The following is a 20393-nucleotide window of genomic DNA, read 5'->3' on the forward strand; positions in this document are numbered from 1 at the left end:
AATATAGCAGTGATGAAATGATAATTTGTTATTAGTTTTGATCTTGTATGACACTGATTGCCATTACACCAGGAGAACCAGCAGGAATTGGGCCTGATATTTTAATTAAGCTTGTGCAATACGAACTCCCTGTATCTTTGTGCGTGATTATTGATCGAGATTTATTGAAAAACAGAGCCGATATGCTCGGACTCTCGATTCCTCGAAATCTTTCAATCCAGCATGTTCCGCTAAGGAAATCTTGTATAGCCGGAATCCCGGATCCAGCTAATGCAGTGTATGTATTGGAAACATTGAAAATCGCAGTGAAAGGTTGTCAAAGTGGGGATTTTGAAGCGATGGTAACAGGCCCTGTGAGTAAATTTCTCATAAACAAAGCCGGTATTCCATTCACTGGACATACAGAATGGCTAGCAGCAATCACCGGTACTAAACAAACAGTAATGCTTTTTGTAGCTGACGCTTTAAAAGTGGCCCTGTATACAACGCACATTCCTTTATCTCAAGTTTCTTCCTCAATACATGCATCCACACTAAAAAATTGTATTCAAATTTTGCATCATGGTTTACAAAAATATTTTTCCATCAAAAATCCAAACATTATTGTATGTGGACTAAACCCACATGCTGGAGAGCAAGGTTATCTAGGGAAAGAAGAAATCACTACTATTGGTCCCGTCATCGACGCTCTTAAAGCAGAAGGTCTCCAATTAAATGGTCCACTTCCTGCAGACACTGTGTTTACCCCCATTAATATTAAATCTTTCGATGCTATTTTAGCGCTTTATCATGATCAGGGGTTACCTTTTGTCAAAGCCTCTAGCTTTGGGCACGCAGTCAATATCACGTTTGGACTACCCTTTATTCGCACATCGGTTGATCATGGTACTGCGTTCGATCTTGCTGGCACAAATTTAGCTGATGAAAAAAGTTTATTAGCAGCAGTCAAATTAGCATCAAAAATTGCTTTGTCTGGAACAAAAGACTAAAACGAGGAAAAATCTTTTGAAAAAACGATTTGGTCAATATTTTCTTAATGATCCTTATGTTTTAGAGAGAATCGCTGCAGCTATTTATCCTAAAAACACTGATACTCTCGTAGAAATTGGTCCTGGTCGTGGTGCGCTGACTAACCATTTATTAGCTAAATGTGGTAGGTTAGTTCTAGTTGAAATCGATCACGATCTCTTAGCACTGTTAGAAACCAAATACAAGCAACAAGAGAATGTTATTCTCTATCAAAGGAATGCTCTACAATTTGATTTTTTGGTGTTAAAAACGGATGACCAATTGCTTCGTATGGTAGGAAATTTACCTTACAATATCTCAATACCATTGCTTTTTCATTTATTTTCCCAGATAACCTGCATTAAGGATATGCATTTTATGCTACAAAAAGAAGTAGTATTACGACTTACTGCTTTAGTAGGTAGTACTAATTACGGGCGGCTTAGCGTGATGGCGCAGTATTTTTGTGATAACACATTGTTATTTACAGTTCCTCCCGATGCATTTATTCCAATTCCACGTGTGGAATCTGCGGTAGTACGATTAATACCGAGGAGAAATCCAGCTTTGACGGTAAAAAATTTAGAACATTTTAGTGCCATCATCAAAGAAGCATTTTCTTATCGAAGAAAAACGATTAGTAACGCATTAAAAAAAATCATTAATATTAACCAATGGAAAACTATAGATATTAATGGTCAATTACGACCCCAAGAATTAACAGTAGAAGATTTTATTAAAATAAGTAATATAACCACATAGGTTTTGTAGTAACGGATCTTAATATTCGTAATAATACTATATTCATAATAATACTTTTGATTTATTCGAGGGTTTTAAATTACTTTTTACGTTAAGATCCGAGAAATTCTTCTTCATACAGCAGAGAATCTGGATATATGCGATGGTTTTTATGGGCATTACAGCGTCTTTTAAAAATAGGAGGCCTAAAGTGGAAGTCAATAAAACCTATAATAGAGTTGAATACTCAGTTAAATATTGTTTTTGCTAAACCTATTTTGTAGGAGGTCATTGAATATGTGTCATATTGAACATGTGTCATATTAAATATAGACTCATGATTCTTTTGATCGATTAATTATCGCTCATACTGAGGTTGATTAATATCATTGTTGTTATAAACAAATTTATCTCTAACTCATTGTTCTTTGGTTTTGTTCTTTGGTTTTTTAGCACTAAAGTTAGTAAAAAATAAAAAAAATACAGAATAATGCATACAAAGATATTTCTATATTTCTTTTATGTTCCACGTGCAAACAGCACTTTGAATAATTAGTTAACTCGGGATTGATTTTACAACTTTCTTTAATAATAATGCCTAACATTCATCCTAAAAGTATTTTATCTGAAAAAGGGCAAACGTGGTTTTGGTAAAAAATTAAGTATTATAGATTGTGATTAAAATTAATATTGCGAAATTATGGATATAAGTATGAGCTAAGGCAGCGTTATTTGTTGTACGGTTCTGCTGATATGCAGTTTGAGGGCGTTTTATGTAGCATTAAGCATGGATTTACAGTCATTTCTAACGCATTAGGTGTTTTTTCCTAAGGATAAAAAGATAGTAATTGTGAAACTTAATTAGCGATAACCATCTGATATTCAGTTGACAATGCAGATAATCGATTGCGGTGCATGATTAAAATTGTAAAGAAGGGAAATTTGTACCAACAAAATCGTGACTGTGTGTGTTCTCTTTTCAAATCGCTAGTAGTCGTAAAATAATTGGTATGACGACATTTTACGGAAAGGACTAAATTTAAAATGATTATTACTCTTATTGCTGCTATGGATAAAAATTATTTGATTGGTCGAAATAATGCTTTACCTTGGTATTTGCCGGCTGATTTAGCGCATTTTAAAGCAGTTACTTTAGGCAAGCCCATTATAATGGGTCGACGCACTTTTGAAAGTCTTGGAAAACCATTACCATATCGGCGTAATATTGTGATTACACAACAAGATAATTCAACTTTTGAAGGCTGTGATATTTTTCATTCATTGGGTGACGCTTTGGATGTATTGGCTCAAGAACGTGAAATTATGATCATAGGCGGTGCATGCATTTTTAGAGAAGCACTGTCAAAAGCTACTAAAATGATTCTTACAATTATCGACTATACTTTTAATGGCGACACTTATTTTCCTAAATGGAACGCTGAAGAATGGAAAATAATTTCCAAAAAGATTAATCCATCGGATGAAAAAAATCTTTATGCTTTTTGGTTTCTAAAATTAGAAAGGCTTAATATCGCCTAGGTGTATCATATTCGTAACGATGAATCGCAAGCGACAGAAAAACGTTCTTTGGTTTTAAGATTAATCGCAGTTAATTGACGTCCCCAAGCGCAACCAGTATCTAATGCGTAACAGCGCGGAGTATCACACTTTCCATTTAAAGCAGCCCAATGTCCAAAGAAAATATCGGTGTTGTCTTTTTGAAAATCACGCCATTTAAACCACGGTTTAAACTTGTTGGCATCGGTTGTGTTGGTCCTTGCAAACTCAAGAGTTCCTTGGACATCGCAAAAACGCATACGCGTAAAAGCATTATTAATATAGCACAATCGATCTTGATTGTTCAGTGTATTATCTCTCCATTGAGTAGATTGATTACCCAATAAATACGTTAAATGATTTTTATAATGAGGACTACATAAGGTAGAAGAAACTTCATTAGCACGTTGAATACTTTCTCTAATAGACCATTGCGGGGGTATGCCGGCGTGAACTAAAAGTGCGTTTTCGTTTTCTTCGTAATAAATTAAAGGATGTTTTCGCATCCATTCCAATAATTCAATTTTATCAGGTGCTCGTAAAACAGCATGTAGTGTATGCTCATAAGTATCAGGCGACACGAGATCATAGCCAATGATTAATAGGTATAAATCATGGTTACCTAGCACTATCTTCGTCGAAGGTAAGGATTTGATAAAACGTAATACCTCTAACGAATTAGGACCCCGATTTACGAGATCACCCACAAAACCCAGTTGATCTTTTAATGGATCAAATTGAATGAGTGCCAGTAATGCTTGTAACTCCTGATAGCAACCTTGTACATCACCGATGATATAAGTACTCATTAATAAACTTGCTCACGAATAGGTGCAATCTCATTAGTTAAACAAAAATAAAGATCAGTGATAATATTACGAAATAATGATTGAAATATAGGTATTCTTGTAGTGTAATCTTGATAATTATTTACGACAAATTCTTGTCGAAGTACTGTCTCCAAATTAGCCGTGTCGTCTACGATACCAAGATTAATCGCCTCTTTATCTATCCAAAAATCCCTGAAAATAGTTTTTGATGATCACCGCGCAATCTATCGCCACGTCCTGCAATCATAAGAGCAATAAAATTCTGATGCACTTTTCCAGAATTTGTTTAATTTTAGTAATATCACTGCAATTTAAAGTTTCGCAAGGATCAAGTCGGTTTTTATGATCACCAGCTATATAACACCAATAAGTCCAATCAATGTATCGTTGTTAGTGTAAATCCTATTAGTGGCAGTAGAAATAAGATAAGCACCGAAAGCTAATTCATCTTCTCCGACAACAATCACTTTTTTGTGATATCGTCTTTAAGATTAAAAATTTTATCGTGAATAATCAATGCCTAAACTAGTCTACCATCCGGAGAATTCAAATAAAACCTTTATTTGCAAATGTCTTTTCAACTCAGGAATCGCCAGATGTGCAAAAAACATCGTATTTGCCATGATTAAACTTATCCATACGTAAAAATACGTGTACACCACACCGACTTTTTCCCCTTCCACTTTAGTCACTGAAAGGGAGAAAATCAATATAATTAACAGCAGTAAAAAACATTAAAAAACATCCAACCAAAAACTGCATATTACTCCACCGCTGTTCAGATCAGCAATCATGCACATTGCTTTAGGTAACACGTTCTCGATAAGCTGATAATGCATGAGATCAGCTCATTATAATTGGTATATGAACTTTGTTATTACCGCATATGGTAACGTAAGTAAGCGATCTAAATTTACTATTCCACTTTTATTATCTAGCCGAGCTCACATAGTGTTGAAAACCTCCTTTTAAGGATAATGCATTTGATGAACTAAATATATATTAGAATAAATATGAATATGTACTTCTTGCATGAAACAATAGCTTCTAGTTTCGATATGAAACAATGGGTTCGATGAGCCAATGGTACACTAGGTACACTAATACTAGTGCAACTGTAAAAACTAGTTTGGACTATTTAGATCATCAATTTTTCTATGAAACTATTAAGGTATAAGTAAAAGACCACATAGACAATAGGAATTATATAAACAGAGCTAAATATGACTGTGGCATTATTGGAAGAGCGTATATATTTAACAATATAATAACAATTGGTTCCAATGCGTATTTCCGTAACTAAGACTAGTACCCATAATAGATCAGGTAAAATACATCAGATAAGAGAAAGTATATTAAACTAAAGAAAGCTTATTGGTTACAAAGTCTTATTTGTCTTGTTAAGAAGGTCGGTTAGTAAGAGGAAAGACAGAAGAATAATTTGTGAAATAGCATACTTCTTTATGATAAATTTTAATTTTGAAAATCAACAACGAGAATCCTAGAATCCTAATAATCGTAATTTACTAATCATCAAAATCGATTCTATTCACTATGCTTAACTATACGCCAGACAAGATCTATTGGTATACTTCAGAATCTACACCGAAAATACTAGCCTGCATACCTTGTTTTCATAGGCTTACCTATACACCATTATGTTCAGGAATGTACAAATTTATTGTGTACTTGATGCACTACTGTTAATTCTCTAAAAATAAGAGCTAATTCATGTAAATAAATTTGCGTAGTATCAAAATACACATGGTAGCCTGCAGTCTGCGAGCAAATCCAGTAAAATAGTAACAAAGCATGAGGATCGTTTATGGTTATATCTGCAAGGGATAGCATATCTGCAAAACATAACGATATTTCTTCGTTTACAAGCCCTTCTGATTAGAATTCAGTCGATCAGTGAATTTAGCAGGAAACGCAAAACGAAGGAAAAGAACATTTCCTTACACTTCCTACAATAACCAATGTTTCCTAATCATACATAAAAATAATTAATAATCAATGTATTGCATATTATTCATTCTCCTTTTACATGACAAGCATATCCATGATAACAGCGAGCACATTGTCTTTAGTAGTAAAAAATGACAATGCCAATTTAAATAATGGGGATTAGATGACTATGTCAAAACGTTTTTTCGGTTTTTCTTCTTCTGATTTAGTCAAAAACTGTTTGTGTTGTAATGTTCAATATTTATAGGGTCACTCACTTTTTGACCACCTAATCAATAATTTTGTGCACTAACGTATTTAATGATGGTCTGTGCATATTCAATATTCTATCAATATCGTGTATGCTGGTTTACAATTAGCAATGTAAATTTTATGCATATATACACGTACATATTTAATTCGTCAAAGAAGGAATAGACGATACGTAAAAACAACAATAAAATTTGTATCTATGTCACATCATATCTGAATGGAATGTATAGCGTTTTTGGATGGTACAGATAAAAACGTATAAATTGCGTATGCATGAATTAATATGCATAAATTAACTGGATAAATTAACAATCTCTTGTATAGAGAGATCTTGGGTTGTGTAGCTTGTGGGAAATGAAAATACAACTACGATGCCCCCACAGCAGCTCCAAACATTCATTTTAAATGTCCATGCTAAATGTCGTCCATATGGGAGGAGCATTGTGGGAAGATCATTCTGATTTTAGCACTAGGTGATTCACAAAATCCTGTAAGTCCTCATAAATCGAAACAGCTTCTAATCCTTTTCCTACAATAATGGTTTCTTCTCCATTGCCTGTTTTCACTAGTACAACTTGACAACCCACTATTTGTCCTGCCTGAATATCCTGTAAACTATCACCGATAAATGTAGAGCTAGGAAACGCCTCAGGAAAGTCATTTGCAATTAAATGCAAAAGACCAGGTTTAGGTTTTCGACAATTACATTTTACTTCCGGTACGTGAGGACAAAAATAAATGCGATCGACATAACCACCAACTTTTGATAGTTCACGCTGCATTTTTTCATGAATTGTTTCTAAGGTATCCAATGAATAATAACCACGGCCAACTCCCGATTGATTAGTTGCCACGACTACTTGGTAATCTGCTTTATTCAGACACGCAATTGCCTCCAAACTGCCTGGAATGGGAATCCATTCGCAGGGATTTTTAATATAATTTTCGGACTTGTAATTAATAACACCGTCGCGATCTAAAATAATTAATTTCTTTCTCTTTTGCAAAATTGTACCCCTTTCTTTCTGCACCATCTCTCATTCAAATTGTAGGATAAAAAGCCTTAAAAATTGCCTTTCCTGAAATTAACTCGCCCTGATGTGCATTAATAAAATCATTGGCTGAATGTATTCGTTTACCGGGTAATTGAAGCTTATACACTCGTAAAATACCTTTTCCTGTCACAATATCCAGTCCATTTTTATCAGCATGAGCTAGTGTTCCTGGTTCTAGCACTGTTTTTTCATCAAATACATCTAATGCTTCTGCTTCCCAAATTCGAATAGGTTGTCCATTAAAATACGTAAAAGCTACAGGCGTTGGATTAAACGCACGCACATATCGTGCCAATTCATCGGCTGATTTACGCCAATCTAATTCAGCTTGTTTCTTCCGAATTTTTGGTGCATAAATAGCTCTATTACTGTCCTGTTTTTCTGCTGTGACAGATGCTTCCTCTAGTTTATCCAAAATTTCTGTTAATAAGTCTGCACCCAATTGCGAAAGCCGATTGTATAAATTAGCACTAGTGTCCTTTGCTTGAATCATACAAGATCGTTTTGCTAACACATCGCCTGTATCTAGTTCTTCATTCATTTGTATAATACTAACACCAGTTTTACAATCACCTGTTAAAATAGCTTGCTGAATTGGTGCAGCTCCGCGCCATCGTGGTAATAGTGATGCATGCACATTCAAACAACCCAATTTGGGATTTGTCAATATAATTTTAGGGAGCAGCAATCCGTAAGCTACCACCACCATTACATCTGACTTCATTGCCATTAATTCTTGTTGCGCTGTTGACTCTTGCAACGAAGCAGGTTGTCTAACAAGAATTCCATGTTTCTTCGCGATAATCTTAACAGGACTTTGACTCACCTTTCGTCCACGCCCTGTAGGGCGATCAGGTTGTGTATAAACGGCAACTACTTGATGCGAAGATCGAAGCAAAGTCTCCAAGATTGGAACCGAAAATGCAGGTGTCCCGGCAAAAATAATTGTCAATGACATATACAATATATTATCGTATTGCCAATTACATGCAATTAATCACTATCCTCTAAATGCTCATTGAGCAAACCGACGAGTTGTATTACCAACTCAATCGATTATACAGAACAGATATTCAAGGATACTCAAAGAATTAAATCAGAAGTTGAGTCTAGTTATTGCGTTTTCTAGTGGTAAGACACCTCATTGTTCTTGTTTAGAAAAAATTGTTGAGTTAACAAACTATTTTATGCCATAGATAATCTCTTTTTAAATCAATCTCAATTTTCCATTGTTAATCACTGAAATCTAACAATACCTACTGGTTTGCGAAACACTTTCGAAGTGATAAGGAAAATTTCTCAAGCTGAATTTTCGTTATTAATAATGATTTTAACGTTTAACACAACGGCGCTAGCCATCAATTTGCTTTGTAAGCAAATAGGAGAGAACCTACCACTGGTTTGGTATTTTAATAATGGGTTAAATTTCTTACCTTAATTCCCATCTAAACACATCTCATCCCGTACTGTTTATTATTTCTAGATTGTCTTTTCTGATATTCGCTGCGATAAAATGCTATCACTAACAAATTTGACTTCAGTATATGCATGCATCATCAAAATAATGACTTGTTAATTACTATCCGCCCAATCTCTACCAAATAAAACTGTAGAAGTGTGCATTACTTCAGGCTCTACCTATGTCTTCTTAACCACCGTTATTATGTGCTGGTTAAAGAATGAGAAAAACTAGTTGAATCTATATAAAGATATTATTACAGACTCTTGGAAAGTATGATTAACAGTGACAACACTCATAAAGCGATATTTTAATGCATAAATAGCACTTACTGCATTTATAGATATTATTTTAGAATTGCTTCTGTAGATCAAGTAGTGGTAAGAAATGGTGAGGTGGTTTTCAAACTTTAAAAAGCAGCTGCTTCGTTGTTATCCATATGGTGATAGAGAATGAGAGACGAAAATGTATTATGTATCTTTAATTAATATATTACACGCGAGAAAATTGCACTTTGAAGCTTAAAATAAGAAGCTTCTGGGTCAATTGGAAGAATTCAATTTTGTCGAATTGGTCATTGCTTAAGTTTTGATGTAGCATGGTCAAAGAACCTTACTTACAGCGTTTGAGAACCAATACGGCTTTTCAAAAGCAAAGTGCATTTCGTGTATGTAACAATTGCGAACATAAATTATTGGATGTAGAATGCCATCTTTTCCTTCTTACTTCAGAAAAACAAAGCATTCTGAATTTTCAGACCTACGGACCTGAACTTGCTGTTGTCGACCAGACAATTGAGTTTTCAGAGATAAATCTTAAATGTCAGTCTCCTTAAATGGATTGTTCTTATTGTTCTTGTCAATTGGCTTGATGAAAGCAGACTCTTGAAAGTATGGAATTATTGGTTCTCAATAATGCGTTAGATGGTGTACGATTAACTATGGTTAAATCAATAATAGTGGTTGAATCGCCTGCGAAGGCGAAAACGATTGAGAAGTATTTAGGGAAAGGTTTTAAAGTAATGGCTTCTTATGGTCACGTACGCGATCTAATTCCTAAAGCAGGTGCCGTTGATCCGAATGATCATTTTAAAATGCATTATCAGACAATCGAGAGCAACGTGCGACACATAGACGCTATTGCAAAAACATTAAAAACTTGTGACACCCTATATCTTGCCACTGATCCTGATCGCGAAGGTGAAGCTATTGCTTGGCATATAAAACAGATACTAAAAGAGAAAAACACGCTGAAAGATAAAACTTTTACTCGCATTACTTTCCATCAGATTACTAAAAAAGCTGTTCAAAATGCTATTATACATCCTCGTGACATTTCAATGGATTTAGTGAATGCACAACAAGCACGTCGTACATTGGATTATCTGGTCGGTTTTCATTTATCACCGCTATTATGGCGAAAAATCCGCCCCGGTTTATCGGCGGGTCGCGTTCAAAGCCCTGCATTACGATTGATTGTTGAAAGAGACATTGAAATTGAAAATTTCAAAAATCAGGAATATTGGACGATTCACGCAGATTGCAACTCACAAAAACAAAATTTCGACGCGCACTTAATCAAGTTTCGAAATAAGAAAATTGAACAATTTTCCATAATAAATAAAAAAGTTGCAGATAAAATCTGCCAAGCGATTATAAAAGTAGCAAGTGGTAAGCTTACTGTTATTAAAGTCGCTAAATTTGAACGTAAACGAAATCCTGCTCCTCCTTTTATTACCTCAACCATGCAACAAGAAGCAGCACGTAGGTTAGGTTTTTCTACTTATAAAACAATGCAAATTGCGCAGCAATTATATGAGGGAATAAATATCGGTGAAGAAGGTGCGATGGGTCTTATTACTTATATGCGAACTGACTCTGTTACACTAGCACCAGAAGCTTTACAAGAAATTCGTGAATTAATTGAAGAAAAATATGGTTTGGAAAATATACCTATCGAAACACGTATTTATAAAACTAAATCCAAAAATGCACAGGAAGCCCATGAATCCATACGGCCGACATCTGCTTTTCGCATCCCAGAAAAATTAAAAAAATATTTAAATAGTGATCAGTTAAAGCTTTATACCTTGATTTGGAAACGTACCATTGCCTGTCAAATGATTGAAGCTACTTTGCACACAATAGCAGTTGATTTGAGTGCTACTAATGCACTTTTTCGTGCTAATGGTTCTACTATTCTAAATCCCGGCTTTACCACTATTTATCAGGAAACAAGTGACACAAAACAAGAAGATGATGAAAACAATAGCAAAATGCTTTCGTTGCTAAAAGAAAGACAACTCATTGATGTGAAAAAAATTAGAGGTGAACAACATTTTACCGAACCACCTACACGCTATACTGAAGCGAGCTTGGTAAAAACACTAGAAGAATACGATATCGGTCGACCCTCCACTTACGCAAACATTATCGCAACTCTTAAGAATCGAAAATATGTCGATGTGGATAATAAGCATTTCGTGGCTACCGACATTGGTCGTGTAGTAAATCAATTTTTGACACACTATTTCACGCAATATGTGGACTATGATTTTACAGCGAAACTAGAAGATGAACTAGATAATATCGCTCGTGGTGAAAAGGCGTGGCTTCCTATTTTAGAAGCATTTTGGTTGTCATTTAAGCATTTGATCGATGTTACTGACAAAACAGTGAGACGCAGTGATGTGACACAAGAACAAATCGATGAAAAATGCCCTAAATGTAGCGCTCAATTGTCTATTCGACTAGGAAAACGAGGACGATTTATTGGCTGCACTGACTATCCAAACTGTGATTATACTCGTAGTCTAACTCAAACTGCCAGCGAATCTCAACGAGTAATAAAAAGGCGAAAATGTCCAGAGTGTAAATCAAATTTAATTATTAAGACAGGACTCTACGGGAAATTTATCGGTTGTAGCGGTTATCCTAGTTGCAGGCATATAGAATCACTAGAGAAACTAAAAGATACTGGTGTAACTTGTCCGAAGTGTAATAAAGGCACTATTTTACAACGCAAAACTCGTTTGAAAAAAATCTTTTATTCTTGTATGCATTATCCAAATTGCAGCTATGCAATTTGGAATAAGCCAGTTGCAGAAGAGTGCCCAAAATGCCATTGGTCAATTTTATCAGTAAAAATTACTAAAAGTCGTGGTGTAGAAAAGGTGTGTCCACAAAAAGGTTGTAATTTTACAGAATCAATGCTGAAGGGAAAGTGAAAATTGACGAGTAAACCTTTTGTTGCTATTTTACTGGGATCCGATAGTGATATCACCACTATGGAAGTGGTTTTTATTGAATTAGAATCGTTGGACATTACTTTTGAGGCACATATATTGTCGGCGCATCGTACTCCTATAAAAACTATTAAATTTGTTGAAGATGCGGATAGGCGTGGTTGTGCAGTTTTTATTGCAGCGGCAGGTCTGGCAGCACATTTAGCCGGTACTGTGGCGTCATATACCATTAAACCAGTCATTGGTGTTCCTATGGCAAGCGGCAGTCTCGGTGGATTAGATGCTCTGTTATCTACTGTACAAATGCCTAGTGGTGTCCCTGTTGCCTGTACAGCTATCGGAAAAGCGGGCGCTAAAAATGCAGCGATTTTAGCAGCACAAATTATCGCTCTTAAAGATGAAAAAATTGCAAAGAAGCTACGAAAGAAACGAGCACTGAAACAAGATGCTTTACAAAAGGCAGATAAGAAATTTCAAAAAACGTATAACCTTAATGCATGATGTTACCCAATCGATTAACGACGCAGTCACTGTACTCCGGCGAGGGGGTGTTATTGCTTATCCAACGGAGGCTGTTTATGGATTAGGCTGTGATCCTTTCAATTATAATGCTGTTACTCAATTATTAGCGCTAAAGAAGCGCTCTTTTGAAAAAGGCTTTATTTTAATTGCTTCCACATGGCAACAATTAGTTCCACTGACACAACCTATTAGCTATAAAGCACTTACTCGCGTATTTCATAGTTGGCCTGGTCCTTTTACATGGGTTTTTCCAGCGAGTTTTAAAGCACCTTCATGGATTCAACGCAAACACCATCATACTATTGCCATTCGTGTTACTGATCACCCCATAGCAAAACTATTATGTCATCAGTTCGGTAGACCTATCGTTTCAACCAGTGCAAACCAGGAAGGAGAACATCCTATCCGGAATGTTCGGATGTTATGTATGATTTTTGGTAACCAAATAGATAGGATTCTTGAAGGCCCTATTGGGCCTTCTCGTCGTCCTACAGAAATCCGCGATGCCATTACAGGCGAAGTGTTACGAGCTGGATAATTTTGAGACAGGCTCCCAGTATTGCTTTTTACAAGTACTCCCCCACATCATTTCTCTGTGTCGGTCTTCTCATCTCATCTTTGTTTTTAAAGATCTTGATAAGACATCTATATTTAGTTTCCTCTACGTATCCTAATTTAATGGTCCTAGGGGAAATTTTTCTTCTTCAAAGAAATTTAATTTTAATATCGCCTCAAATTTTCTATCAATTTTTTATTTTAATTTTATCAGTTCATGCGTATTAGGAGATGAGTATCTACCATTACTAAGTCTGATGATTGTGTCGATAGATTTTTACTTTCTATAGATTTAATTCTGTCACTATTTTTCCAATTCCTCAATTAATTGAAGTTAGTATAGCCGTTTTTATCATCTTCTGTGAGATCACTCTTCAAGAGAGATAATCATCTGTATTGTCCCATAAAAATAATAAACATCATATCTATTCGATAAATTTAGTGAGTTAATTTAGTAGGGATATCAACTTAGGATCTAAGTACTCTCCACCAGCCTTACATATATAGTATAGCCATTACTATTTTATATAACTATTTTTAACAGCAGAAAATGCAGTGTTTCTTACTGATAATTCAATCTTTTTTATAATCAAAGATCCCTTCAATAACTTGTTTTTCATTACATTCCTTTTTTACTAAATGCATTTCCAAAACTCGTATCATCTATAATAATCCCTTTTACATGATCCCTGTTAAATTGATTTTTATCACACTAATAAGACAATGATAATAAATGTGCATCTATATGTCTGGCGACACTTAATAAACATATACGCACACTACTTGGCACTACTTTAGTAATCTAAACTTGGATGTCCAGACAGATTGTGCTTTTATGAAGCATTCTCTTTTTTTTTGAAAAGTATATTCAAAATTATTTTTATTATGCAAGAATAGCTAAAAATTTTTATCTCTCGTAGAACTAGAATCAGGTCGCTAATCGATTATTAAACAATAGTAATAACATTCATGGTTGTAAAGAAGCATTTTATCATGAAGCGTACTTAAGCTATTCACTATTCATGCGACCTCCAGAAGTTATAGTTCTACAGATCATGCTAATCAGCTTAACAATATATCAGAACTGGACAATAAAAAAGGACGCATGTTACTAAATACACATGGAATTTTTTAAGTTTAATCCTAAGAACAAGTAAATCCATTCCTACCGTCGTTATCCTCGTATAAATGGGGATCTAAGAAAAATAAAACTTATACTAGGTTTAGATTTTTTTATACAAGCATGACACATTATTTATTCGAAACATTTCTTGTCATGAGCGATAGGGGGTCTCTTTTCCAATCCTAAAAATATCTTTTCGAGTTTATGCTTGACTTCATCGACAGTAATCAGTGCCATAGCGTCTCTGGAATGCACTCGTTCACGCCAACTTATTTTTATAAGATCTTTCCCTAAGATGGTTTTTACTGCTTCAGGGAATTTATTAACGACCCATTGTTGAGAAAAATAAGGTCCAGTCTTTCTTGGAGATGATACCCCATAGAGCCCAACCACTGGCGTTCCCATTGCTTGAGCAATATGTAAAGGACCTGTGTCAGGAGATAATAAAACATCAATTTTGCTTAATAATGCGGTTAACTGTTTCAATGAACTTTTTCCGACAAGATTGAGAGGAGGTTCTTCTAACTGATTGCTAATCTCGCAGGCCATCGCCTTTTCTAAAGCGCTCAGCCCTCCTCCTATTAACACAACATTAAAACTCCAATGTTTTTTTAATTCATTAACAACTTTGGCGTAACGCTCACTAAACCAATTACGCTCTTCTTTGCTTGTAGCAGGACAAATCGCTAACCATTTTCCCGCATACCAGCCTATCTGCTGTTTTACCCAAGCATGATCATCTGCGTTAATAGGCAGTTGCCATTCAATGGTTTTATCTGTAATGCCAAAAGGTTCAGCGAACCGTAAAAAACTTTCTAACAAATGTTCTCGCTTAGATATTACTGTACGGTCTACAAAAAAATTTTGTAGGTTTCGACTATGTAATTTCCCACAACCGTATTTAATTTTAGCCTTTGTTAATATACATAAAAAATTCGATCGTAATGTGGCTTGTGGCACCAATAACACATCAAAAGCATAAGATTTTAACTGTTGATAACAACACCAATAATCCTTAATGGATTTTGGTTTATCTATAACGATAAATTTAACCCCAGATAGTCCTTCTACAAGATTATACAGCAGTCGATTGATGATCCAGTAAATTTCCGCGTGAGGAAGATGTTTCTGTAAAAGACGGACTAATGGTACGGTAAGACATATATCTCCTAGTGCACCTAACCGAAGAATACCTATAGAACGAACATATGTAGATTTCATGAGGTATGAGTCTAACTAATATACAATAGTAATTCCACCGTCACTATCTCTAATACTTCGATTAAAAATTCTTCCACCGTACGCTGCAATGATTGCGTAGGTGAGATGCTAAACCTAAAAAACCAACGCAACCGGTATTTTGGAATGGAAATATTTATCATAATATAAAGGAGCTCAAACACTTGCTACATCTTTTATTCTACAAAACTAGACCATTATTAAAAATGCAAACGTATTGCTAAATAATACGGACGCTTACATCCAGCATAACCATACATTGTTATTGAGAAATTTGTAATATTTGTCTTAAGTGTTATTGCTTACACTACTGTGCGACTACAATGAGATGACTATATGAGATTTGAGATTTTGTATCCCGTATAACACATGATTTCGTTAGTGTCATTATCGTCATGATTTTAGCCTTATCATAAAAATCATTTTGCGCAAGTACTAGTATTTTATTAATTATTTCTTTGTACTTTACTTAAATTTCCAGTTGATGCTTTTTATGTTTAAAGCTTGAGTAAATTATATACGTAATTTCGTGGATATAAATTCAGAGCATTCACACATCGCGTGAAATTGTTGCTAACATTTGCATGTGGTTACAAATTAAATCCTGAATTTACCATTTATGTCCGGTTTATTGCTTTTATTACCTGTGCAACGAAAAAATATCAATCAGTATCAATTGGGAATTTAAATCTTAAATGTACTTAAGTGCTTTGCTGCTTATACAATCTTACTCATTCAAGTCAATGAATCGATCAACTATAATCAATATAAGGTAATCAATATAAGGTTAGTAGGTGATCAATTCAAATACATCTAAAAGAAAACAAATATGTCATGGCATGACATATTCAAGCATTGGTTTTTGTCAAGTTGATAGTATTCAAGCTATAAATTATAAATTAAATTGAAATTGTAAATTTGACGAGTTTACATAAATAAGTGTTAGTTTGCTAATATGAAATGTCAGCATGAAATGTCTCGAATTTCTCCGTAAATTTGGATAAAATCGAAATAGAAAAAGATTATGCATTGTTAAAATAGCCTCTTTAGCATGCTGCTCAACCAGATTAGTCTTTAATATATTGAATTATATTAATGTTCATTTAATTTTATACAATTAATTTCCAATCATTCATGCATTATCAAATTACTAATGTAAATGACACACTGATAAATAGGAGATAATGATTTATGGATAGCAGAACTTGAGCTTTAATATAATTGTAACTGAAGTATTACCCACCAAATTTATCAAAATACGATGGCTTCTGCTTCTTGCCATATGAACTTACGTTATCAACACGTAGCCTCTCGCTATAAATGGTTTTGTAAACTACAGCATTGATTCTCATACATTGCATACATACATTTTATGGAAAACAACTATTAAGTATTGATGTGCTATCAATATACGATTAAAAGACAGCAGAGATTTTATAAATCTAATCAAGGTATTACAATATGATTATGACCGTTGAATAAATATATGCAGAATATTGCATCCTCTTGAATTTCTTAAGGTGATATCATATTATCTGATAACATCAAATAACACTTGACTGAACCAACTGATCCGACAAACTTGATATATCACAGCGCTCAAAATTTCATACTGTGGGGATGTTATGCTACGATGTTTCATTTTAGACGAATGATTCTTACCCACATCAGTAAATTACGTAGATTGAATGGTTCACTATAAAAACACCTCATTTCAAACAAAAAATGCGATCTATATTTTCGTTAATCACTATCAGCATTAGGAACAGGGTATGGAATTAGCATGTGTTCTGTCCTGCAAAGAACGACTCCCCTAGCTAGACAAACAAAGTATCAAGAATAACTAAATGAGCAATTCTTCACCAGAAGGTTTCACAATTATAACAACACCATCATAACGCAAAATTCATCTACACCTAAAAGACCAAGAACAATCGTTATCGTCACAGATAATAAAAACGTATCATAATAAAAATTTTAAATAATCACAATGGAAAAACGATTTACACTGCTAAATTAGATTGGTAGAATGTCTTCATAGTCATTTTTTCAATTCAAGCCTAACAATTTCAAGATCAATAGCAAATATGGGAATGAATTTTTATAAACACTAGGGAGTATATTTATAAAAATGATAAAAAACCAAAATGTGGATGACCTCAAATTCTAGAACACCTATTTTAAACAACGAAGCCAGATTTTTCTAAACACTTGAAATGATCAGTTGCATTCTCAGATTATCTAAGCCAATGATGAGATTTTTAACATTATGGCGAATGTTTTAATTTACATTTCTTCCACGCCTTTACTAAATAATATAAGTCCAATTTTTAAATTACTTACGGTTCCGGTAATAGGTCAGCATAGCTGCTTCATCTATGTCCAAGTCAGCATCATGTTTCGCTGATGATATCAAATGCACATACAAAGCGTTCATGAAATTGACAACATGATCCTTGAGAAAGGAGTCGTAAGCTTCCCTAACATTAGAACTAGAAAAACCTTAATTAGCTCACTGGTAATGATAGTCAGGTTTCTATTATTTGTTTTAACTATTTGATATTTATATAAAATTTCTTTCAACGTATCTTTAGAATGATCTCATACCTTCAAATAATACTCTAATATTTCACTGAGTTATTTTTATAACATTCTGGCATACTGCTTACTGACGCGAAAGTGTTAGAACTGCATTGCCAAGATTTCATTCATATAACTACGTGATAGACTTAGAAGCTATGAAGCAAGATATAGAATCTCTATTAAATCAAGCTATGAAGACCCTGCGAGCGGATGGAATCTTCACAATTGATGTATCGCCTGTAATTAAGGTGGTTTCCAACGATGATCTACAATATGGTAATTTTTCGTCTAATGTGGCGCTTGTTCTTAGTAAATCTATCGGAATGAGCCCATGTGCTTTAGCAGAAAAAATTGTTAATGCTCTACCTGCTTCAGAGAAAATTACCAAAATTGAGATCGCTGGCCCAGGTTTTATTAACTTCTTTCTTGAAGAAGGCAACTACCATTTTGTGATTCCTTCTATACTCAAAGCGGGTCAACGCTATGGCGAAAGCGAACTTGGCAAAGGAAAACGCGTACATATTGAATATGTTTCTGCAAACCCCACCGGTCCGTTGCACGTAGGGCATGGTCGAGGAGCCGCGTATGGGGCTTGTGTTGCTAATTTGCTGAAAGCGGTGGGTTACGATGTTCATCGAGAGTATTACATTAATGATGCCGGTCGGCAAACAGATATTGTAGCATTAAGTGTCTGGATTCGCTATTTACAAAGTTATGAAGAAGCCTTTGATCTTCCTAAAAATGCCTATCAAGGTCAATACATTATTGATATTGCCCAAAATTTGAAAAAAAAATATGGTGATCAATTTTATCGTACGCGAAAATTCATTAATGAGAATTTCCGTTTCGAAGTTGATATTCATATGGATTCTGAAACTTATTTGGATACGTGGATAAAAATTCAAAAAAAAATATTGGGACGTACTGATTTTAATCTTATTTTTCATGCAGCACTTGATAGTATCTTAAATGATATTAGAAATGATCTTGAAGAATTTGGAGTATTTTATGAAGCATGGTTTGCTGAAACGCAATTAATTAATGAAGACTCTATTCAGGCTAGTATCGATCAATTAGCTAAGGGTGGTTATGTTTACGAAAAGAATAGGGCTAAATGGTTTCGTGCTACAGCATTTGGTGATGAAAAAGATCGTGTACTAATGCGTAAAAATGGTGTGCCTACTTACTTTGCTTCTGATTTGGCTTACCACCTTTATAAGTACAATCAAGGCTATGACTTGCTCATTGATATATTTGGCGCGGATCATCATGGTTATATTTCTAGAATTCGCGCTTTTTTAAAAGGCCTCGGAAAATCCCCAGAAAAGTTACATATTTTGATAGTACAATTTGCCATCCTGCATCAAGGAAAAGAAAAGATCTCAATGTCCACTCGAGAAGGGGCTTTTATCACTTTACGCGCATTACGTAATACAGTGGGCAACGACTCAGCTAGATTTTTCTATATTATGCGAAAACCTAATCAACATCTTAACTTTAATCTTGAATTGGCAAAATCAAAATCGAGCGCAAATCCTGTGTATTACATTCAATATGCTCATGCGCGCATTTGTAGTATATTTCATCAATTAAAATCTACTCAAAAATCATGGGATGAATCGTCAGGTATGAAAAATCTATCCTTACTATCCACAAGGTATGAAAAAAAATTATTAAGTACGTTAGTACGATATCCTGAGCTAATAAGAAGTGCAGCGGTGCAGTACGCTCCACATTTACTTGCTCACTATCTGCAAACTCTTGCTAATCACTTTCATACTTACTATAATACGGAGCGTTTCTTGCCCGAAAATGATAAACTGCGTAATGCTCGATTGAATCTAATTGCTGCAGTGAAACAAGTTCTCATTAATGGCTTAACACTGTTAGGAATTTCCGCTCCTAAAAGAATGTGAATCACTCTAGAAAGATGCAAAACTTTTAATATGTATTATTGCTTTGCTTCTCTTGTCGTGAGAACATCCTTCTTCCTGTATTCCATTTTGAGAAATTTTAGCTTAGAATAGGCTATTGGGTGATTTCCGCTTGTTTACCTCATGCATATTTACCTCATGCATATTCTGCCAATCTGAAACCACCTAGATTTGGTTGCGGAAAAATCTCCTCAGTCTTAGCCTTTCAAGTCATTAATTATCTCAATCCAATGAAAAATATTTGTCAGAGATTTGCTATTGTACAATATGTTATTGCACAATGTATTTTTAATATGATTGCTATGTGTTTTCAAGATATATCA

The 20393-nt window shown here is 34.6% G+C and carries 12 protein-coding genes; 7 read left to right on the forward strand and 5 right to left on the reverse strand.

Translation table 11 applies throughout. From position 1 onward, the window contains the following. Positions 1 to 47 precede the first annotated feature (47 nt). The 3 genes from pdxA (at position 48) to CEAn_RS00165 (ending at position 3288) form a co-directional block, all read left to right on the forward strand. Positions 48 to 989 carry a 4-hydroxythreonine-4-phosphate dehydrogenase PdxA gene (gene pdxA, locus CEAn_RS00155; RefSeq protein ID WP_211923848.1) on the forward strand — a complete coding sequence of 314 codons (942 nt, stop codon included), beginning with the start codon at positions 48 to 50 and terminating at the stop codon, positions 987 to 989. Next, positions 973 to 1770: a 16S rRNA (adenine(1518)-N(6)/adenine(1519)-N(6))-dimethyltransferase RsmA gene (rsmA, locus tag CEAn_RS00160; protein WP_369804530.1), complete on the forward strand. Its 798-nt coding sequence runs from the start codon at positions 973 to 975 to the stop codon at positions 1768 to 1770. The genes pdxA and rsmA overlap by 17 nt, the downstream gene beginning before the upstream one ends. A gap of 1023 nt (positions 1771 to 2793) precedes the next feature. Further along, positions 2794 to 3288 (forward strand): dihydrofolate reductase, encoded by a 495-nt coding sequence (locus tag CEAn_RS00165; RefSeq protein ID WP_211923850.1) that lies wholly within the window; start codon positions 2794 to 2796, stop codon positions 3286 to 3288. A gap of 5 nt (positions 3289 to 3293) precedes the next feature. Here CEAn_RS00165 and CEAn_RS00170 read toward each other — a convergent pair whose 3' ends face one another. The 4 genes from CEAn_RS00170 to fmt form a co-directional block, all read right to left on the reverse strand. After that, positions 3294 to 4115, reverse strand: a complete 822-nt coding sequence (locus tag CEAn_RS00170) for a symmetrical bis(5'-nucleosyl)-tetraphosphatase (protein ID WP_211923851.1) — start codon at positions 4113 to 4115, stop codon at positions 3294 to 3296. Positions 4116 to 4489: 374 nt separating this feature from the next. Next, positions 4490 to 4603, reverse strand: coding sequence for a S49 family peptidase (locus CEAn_RS03715; protein WP_244670075.1), 114 nt, complete (start codon positions 4601 to 4603; stop codon positions 4490 to 4492). 2205 nt (positions 4604 to 6808) lie between these two features. Beyond that, positions 6809 to 7390 (reverse strand): D-glycero-beta-D-manno-heptose 1,7-bisphosphate 7-phosphatase, encoded by a 582-nt coding sequence (gene gmhB, locus CEAn_RS00180; RefSeq protein ID WP_244670076.1) that lies wholly within the window; start codon positions 7388 to 7390, stop codon positions 6809 to 6811. 7 nt (positions 7391 to 7397) lie between these two features. After that, on the reverse strand, positions 7398 to 8369 hold the full coding sequence (fmt, locus tag CEAn_RS00185) for a methionyl-tRNA formyltransferase (RefSeq protein WP_211923852.1): 972 nt from the start codon (positions 8367 to 8369) through the stop codon (positions 7398 to 7400). A 1441-nt stretch (positions 8370 to 9810) separates the two neighbouring features. Here fmt and topA point away from each other — a divergent pair. Genes topA through tsaC form a run of 3 tightly spaced genes read left to right on the forward strand, consistent with a single transcriptional unit; the run spans position 9811 to position 13174 of the window. After that, positions 9811 to 12096, forward strand: a complete 2286-nt coding sequence (gene topA, locus CEAn_RS00190; protein ID WP_211924115.1) for a type I DNA topoisomerase — start codon at positions 9811 to 9813, stop codon at positions 12094 to 12096. 60 nt (positions 12097 to 12156) lie between these two features. After that, complete coding sequence (gene purE, locus CEAn_RS00195) at positions 12157 to 12615, forward strand: 5-(carboxyamino)imidazole ribonucleotide mutase (protein WP_211924116.1); 459 nt, start codon at positions 12157 to 12159, stop codon at positions 12613 to 12615. After that, positions 12608 to 13174, forward strand: a complete 567-nt coding sequence (gene tsaC / locus CEAn_RS00200) for an L-threonylcarbamoyladenylate synthase type 1 TsaC (protein WP_211923853.1) — start codon at positions 12608 to 12610, stop codon at positions 13172 to 13174. The genes purE and tsaC overlap by 8 nt, the downstream gene beginning before the upstream one ends. A gap of 1272 nt (positions 13175 to 14446) precedes the next feature. Here the strand turns inward: tsaC and CEAn_RS00205 are convergent. Next, positions 14447 to 15535, reverse strand: coding sequence for a glycosyltransferase family 9 protein (locus CEAn_RS00205; protein WP_211923854.1), 1089 nt, complete (start codon positions 15533 to 15535; stop codon positions 14447 to 14449). Between the two features lie 2738 nt (positions 15536 to 18273). Between CEAn_RS00205 and argS the strand changes: the two genes are divergently transcribed. Continuing rightward, positions 18274 to 20052 carry an arginine--tRNA ligase gene (argS, locus tag CEAn_RS00210; protein ID WP_244670077.1) on the forward strand — a complete coding sequence of 593 codons (1779 nt, stop codon included), beginning with the start codon at positions 18274 to 18276 and terminating at the stop codon, positions 20050 to 20052. Positions 20053 to 20393: the final 341 nt, after the last annotated feature.

Origin of the sequence: Coxiella endosymbiont of Amblyomma nuttalli, from assembly GCF_018107685.1 — a bacterium.
GTDB lineage: Bacteria > Pseudomonadota > Gammaproteobacteria > Coxiellales > Coxiellaceae > Coxiella.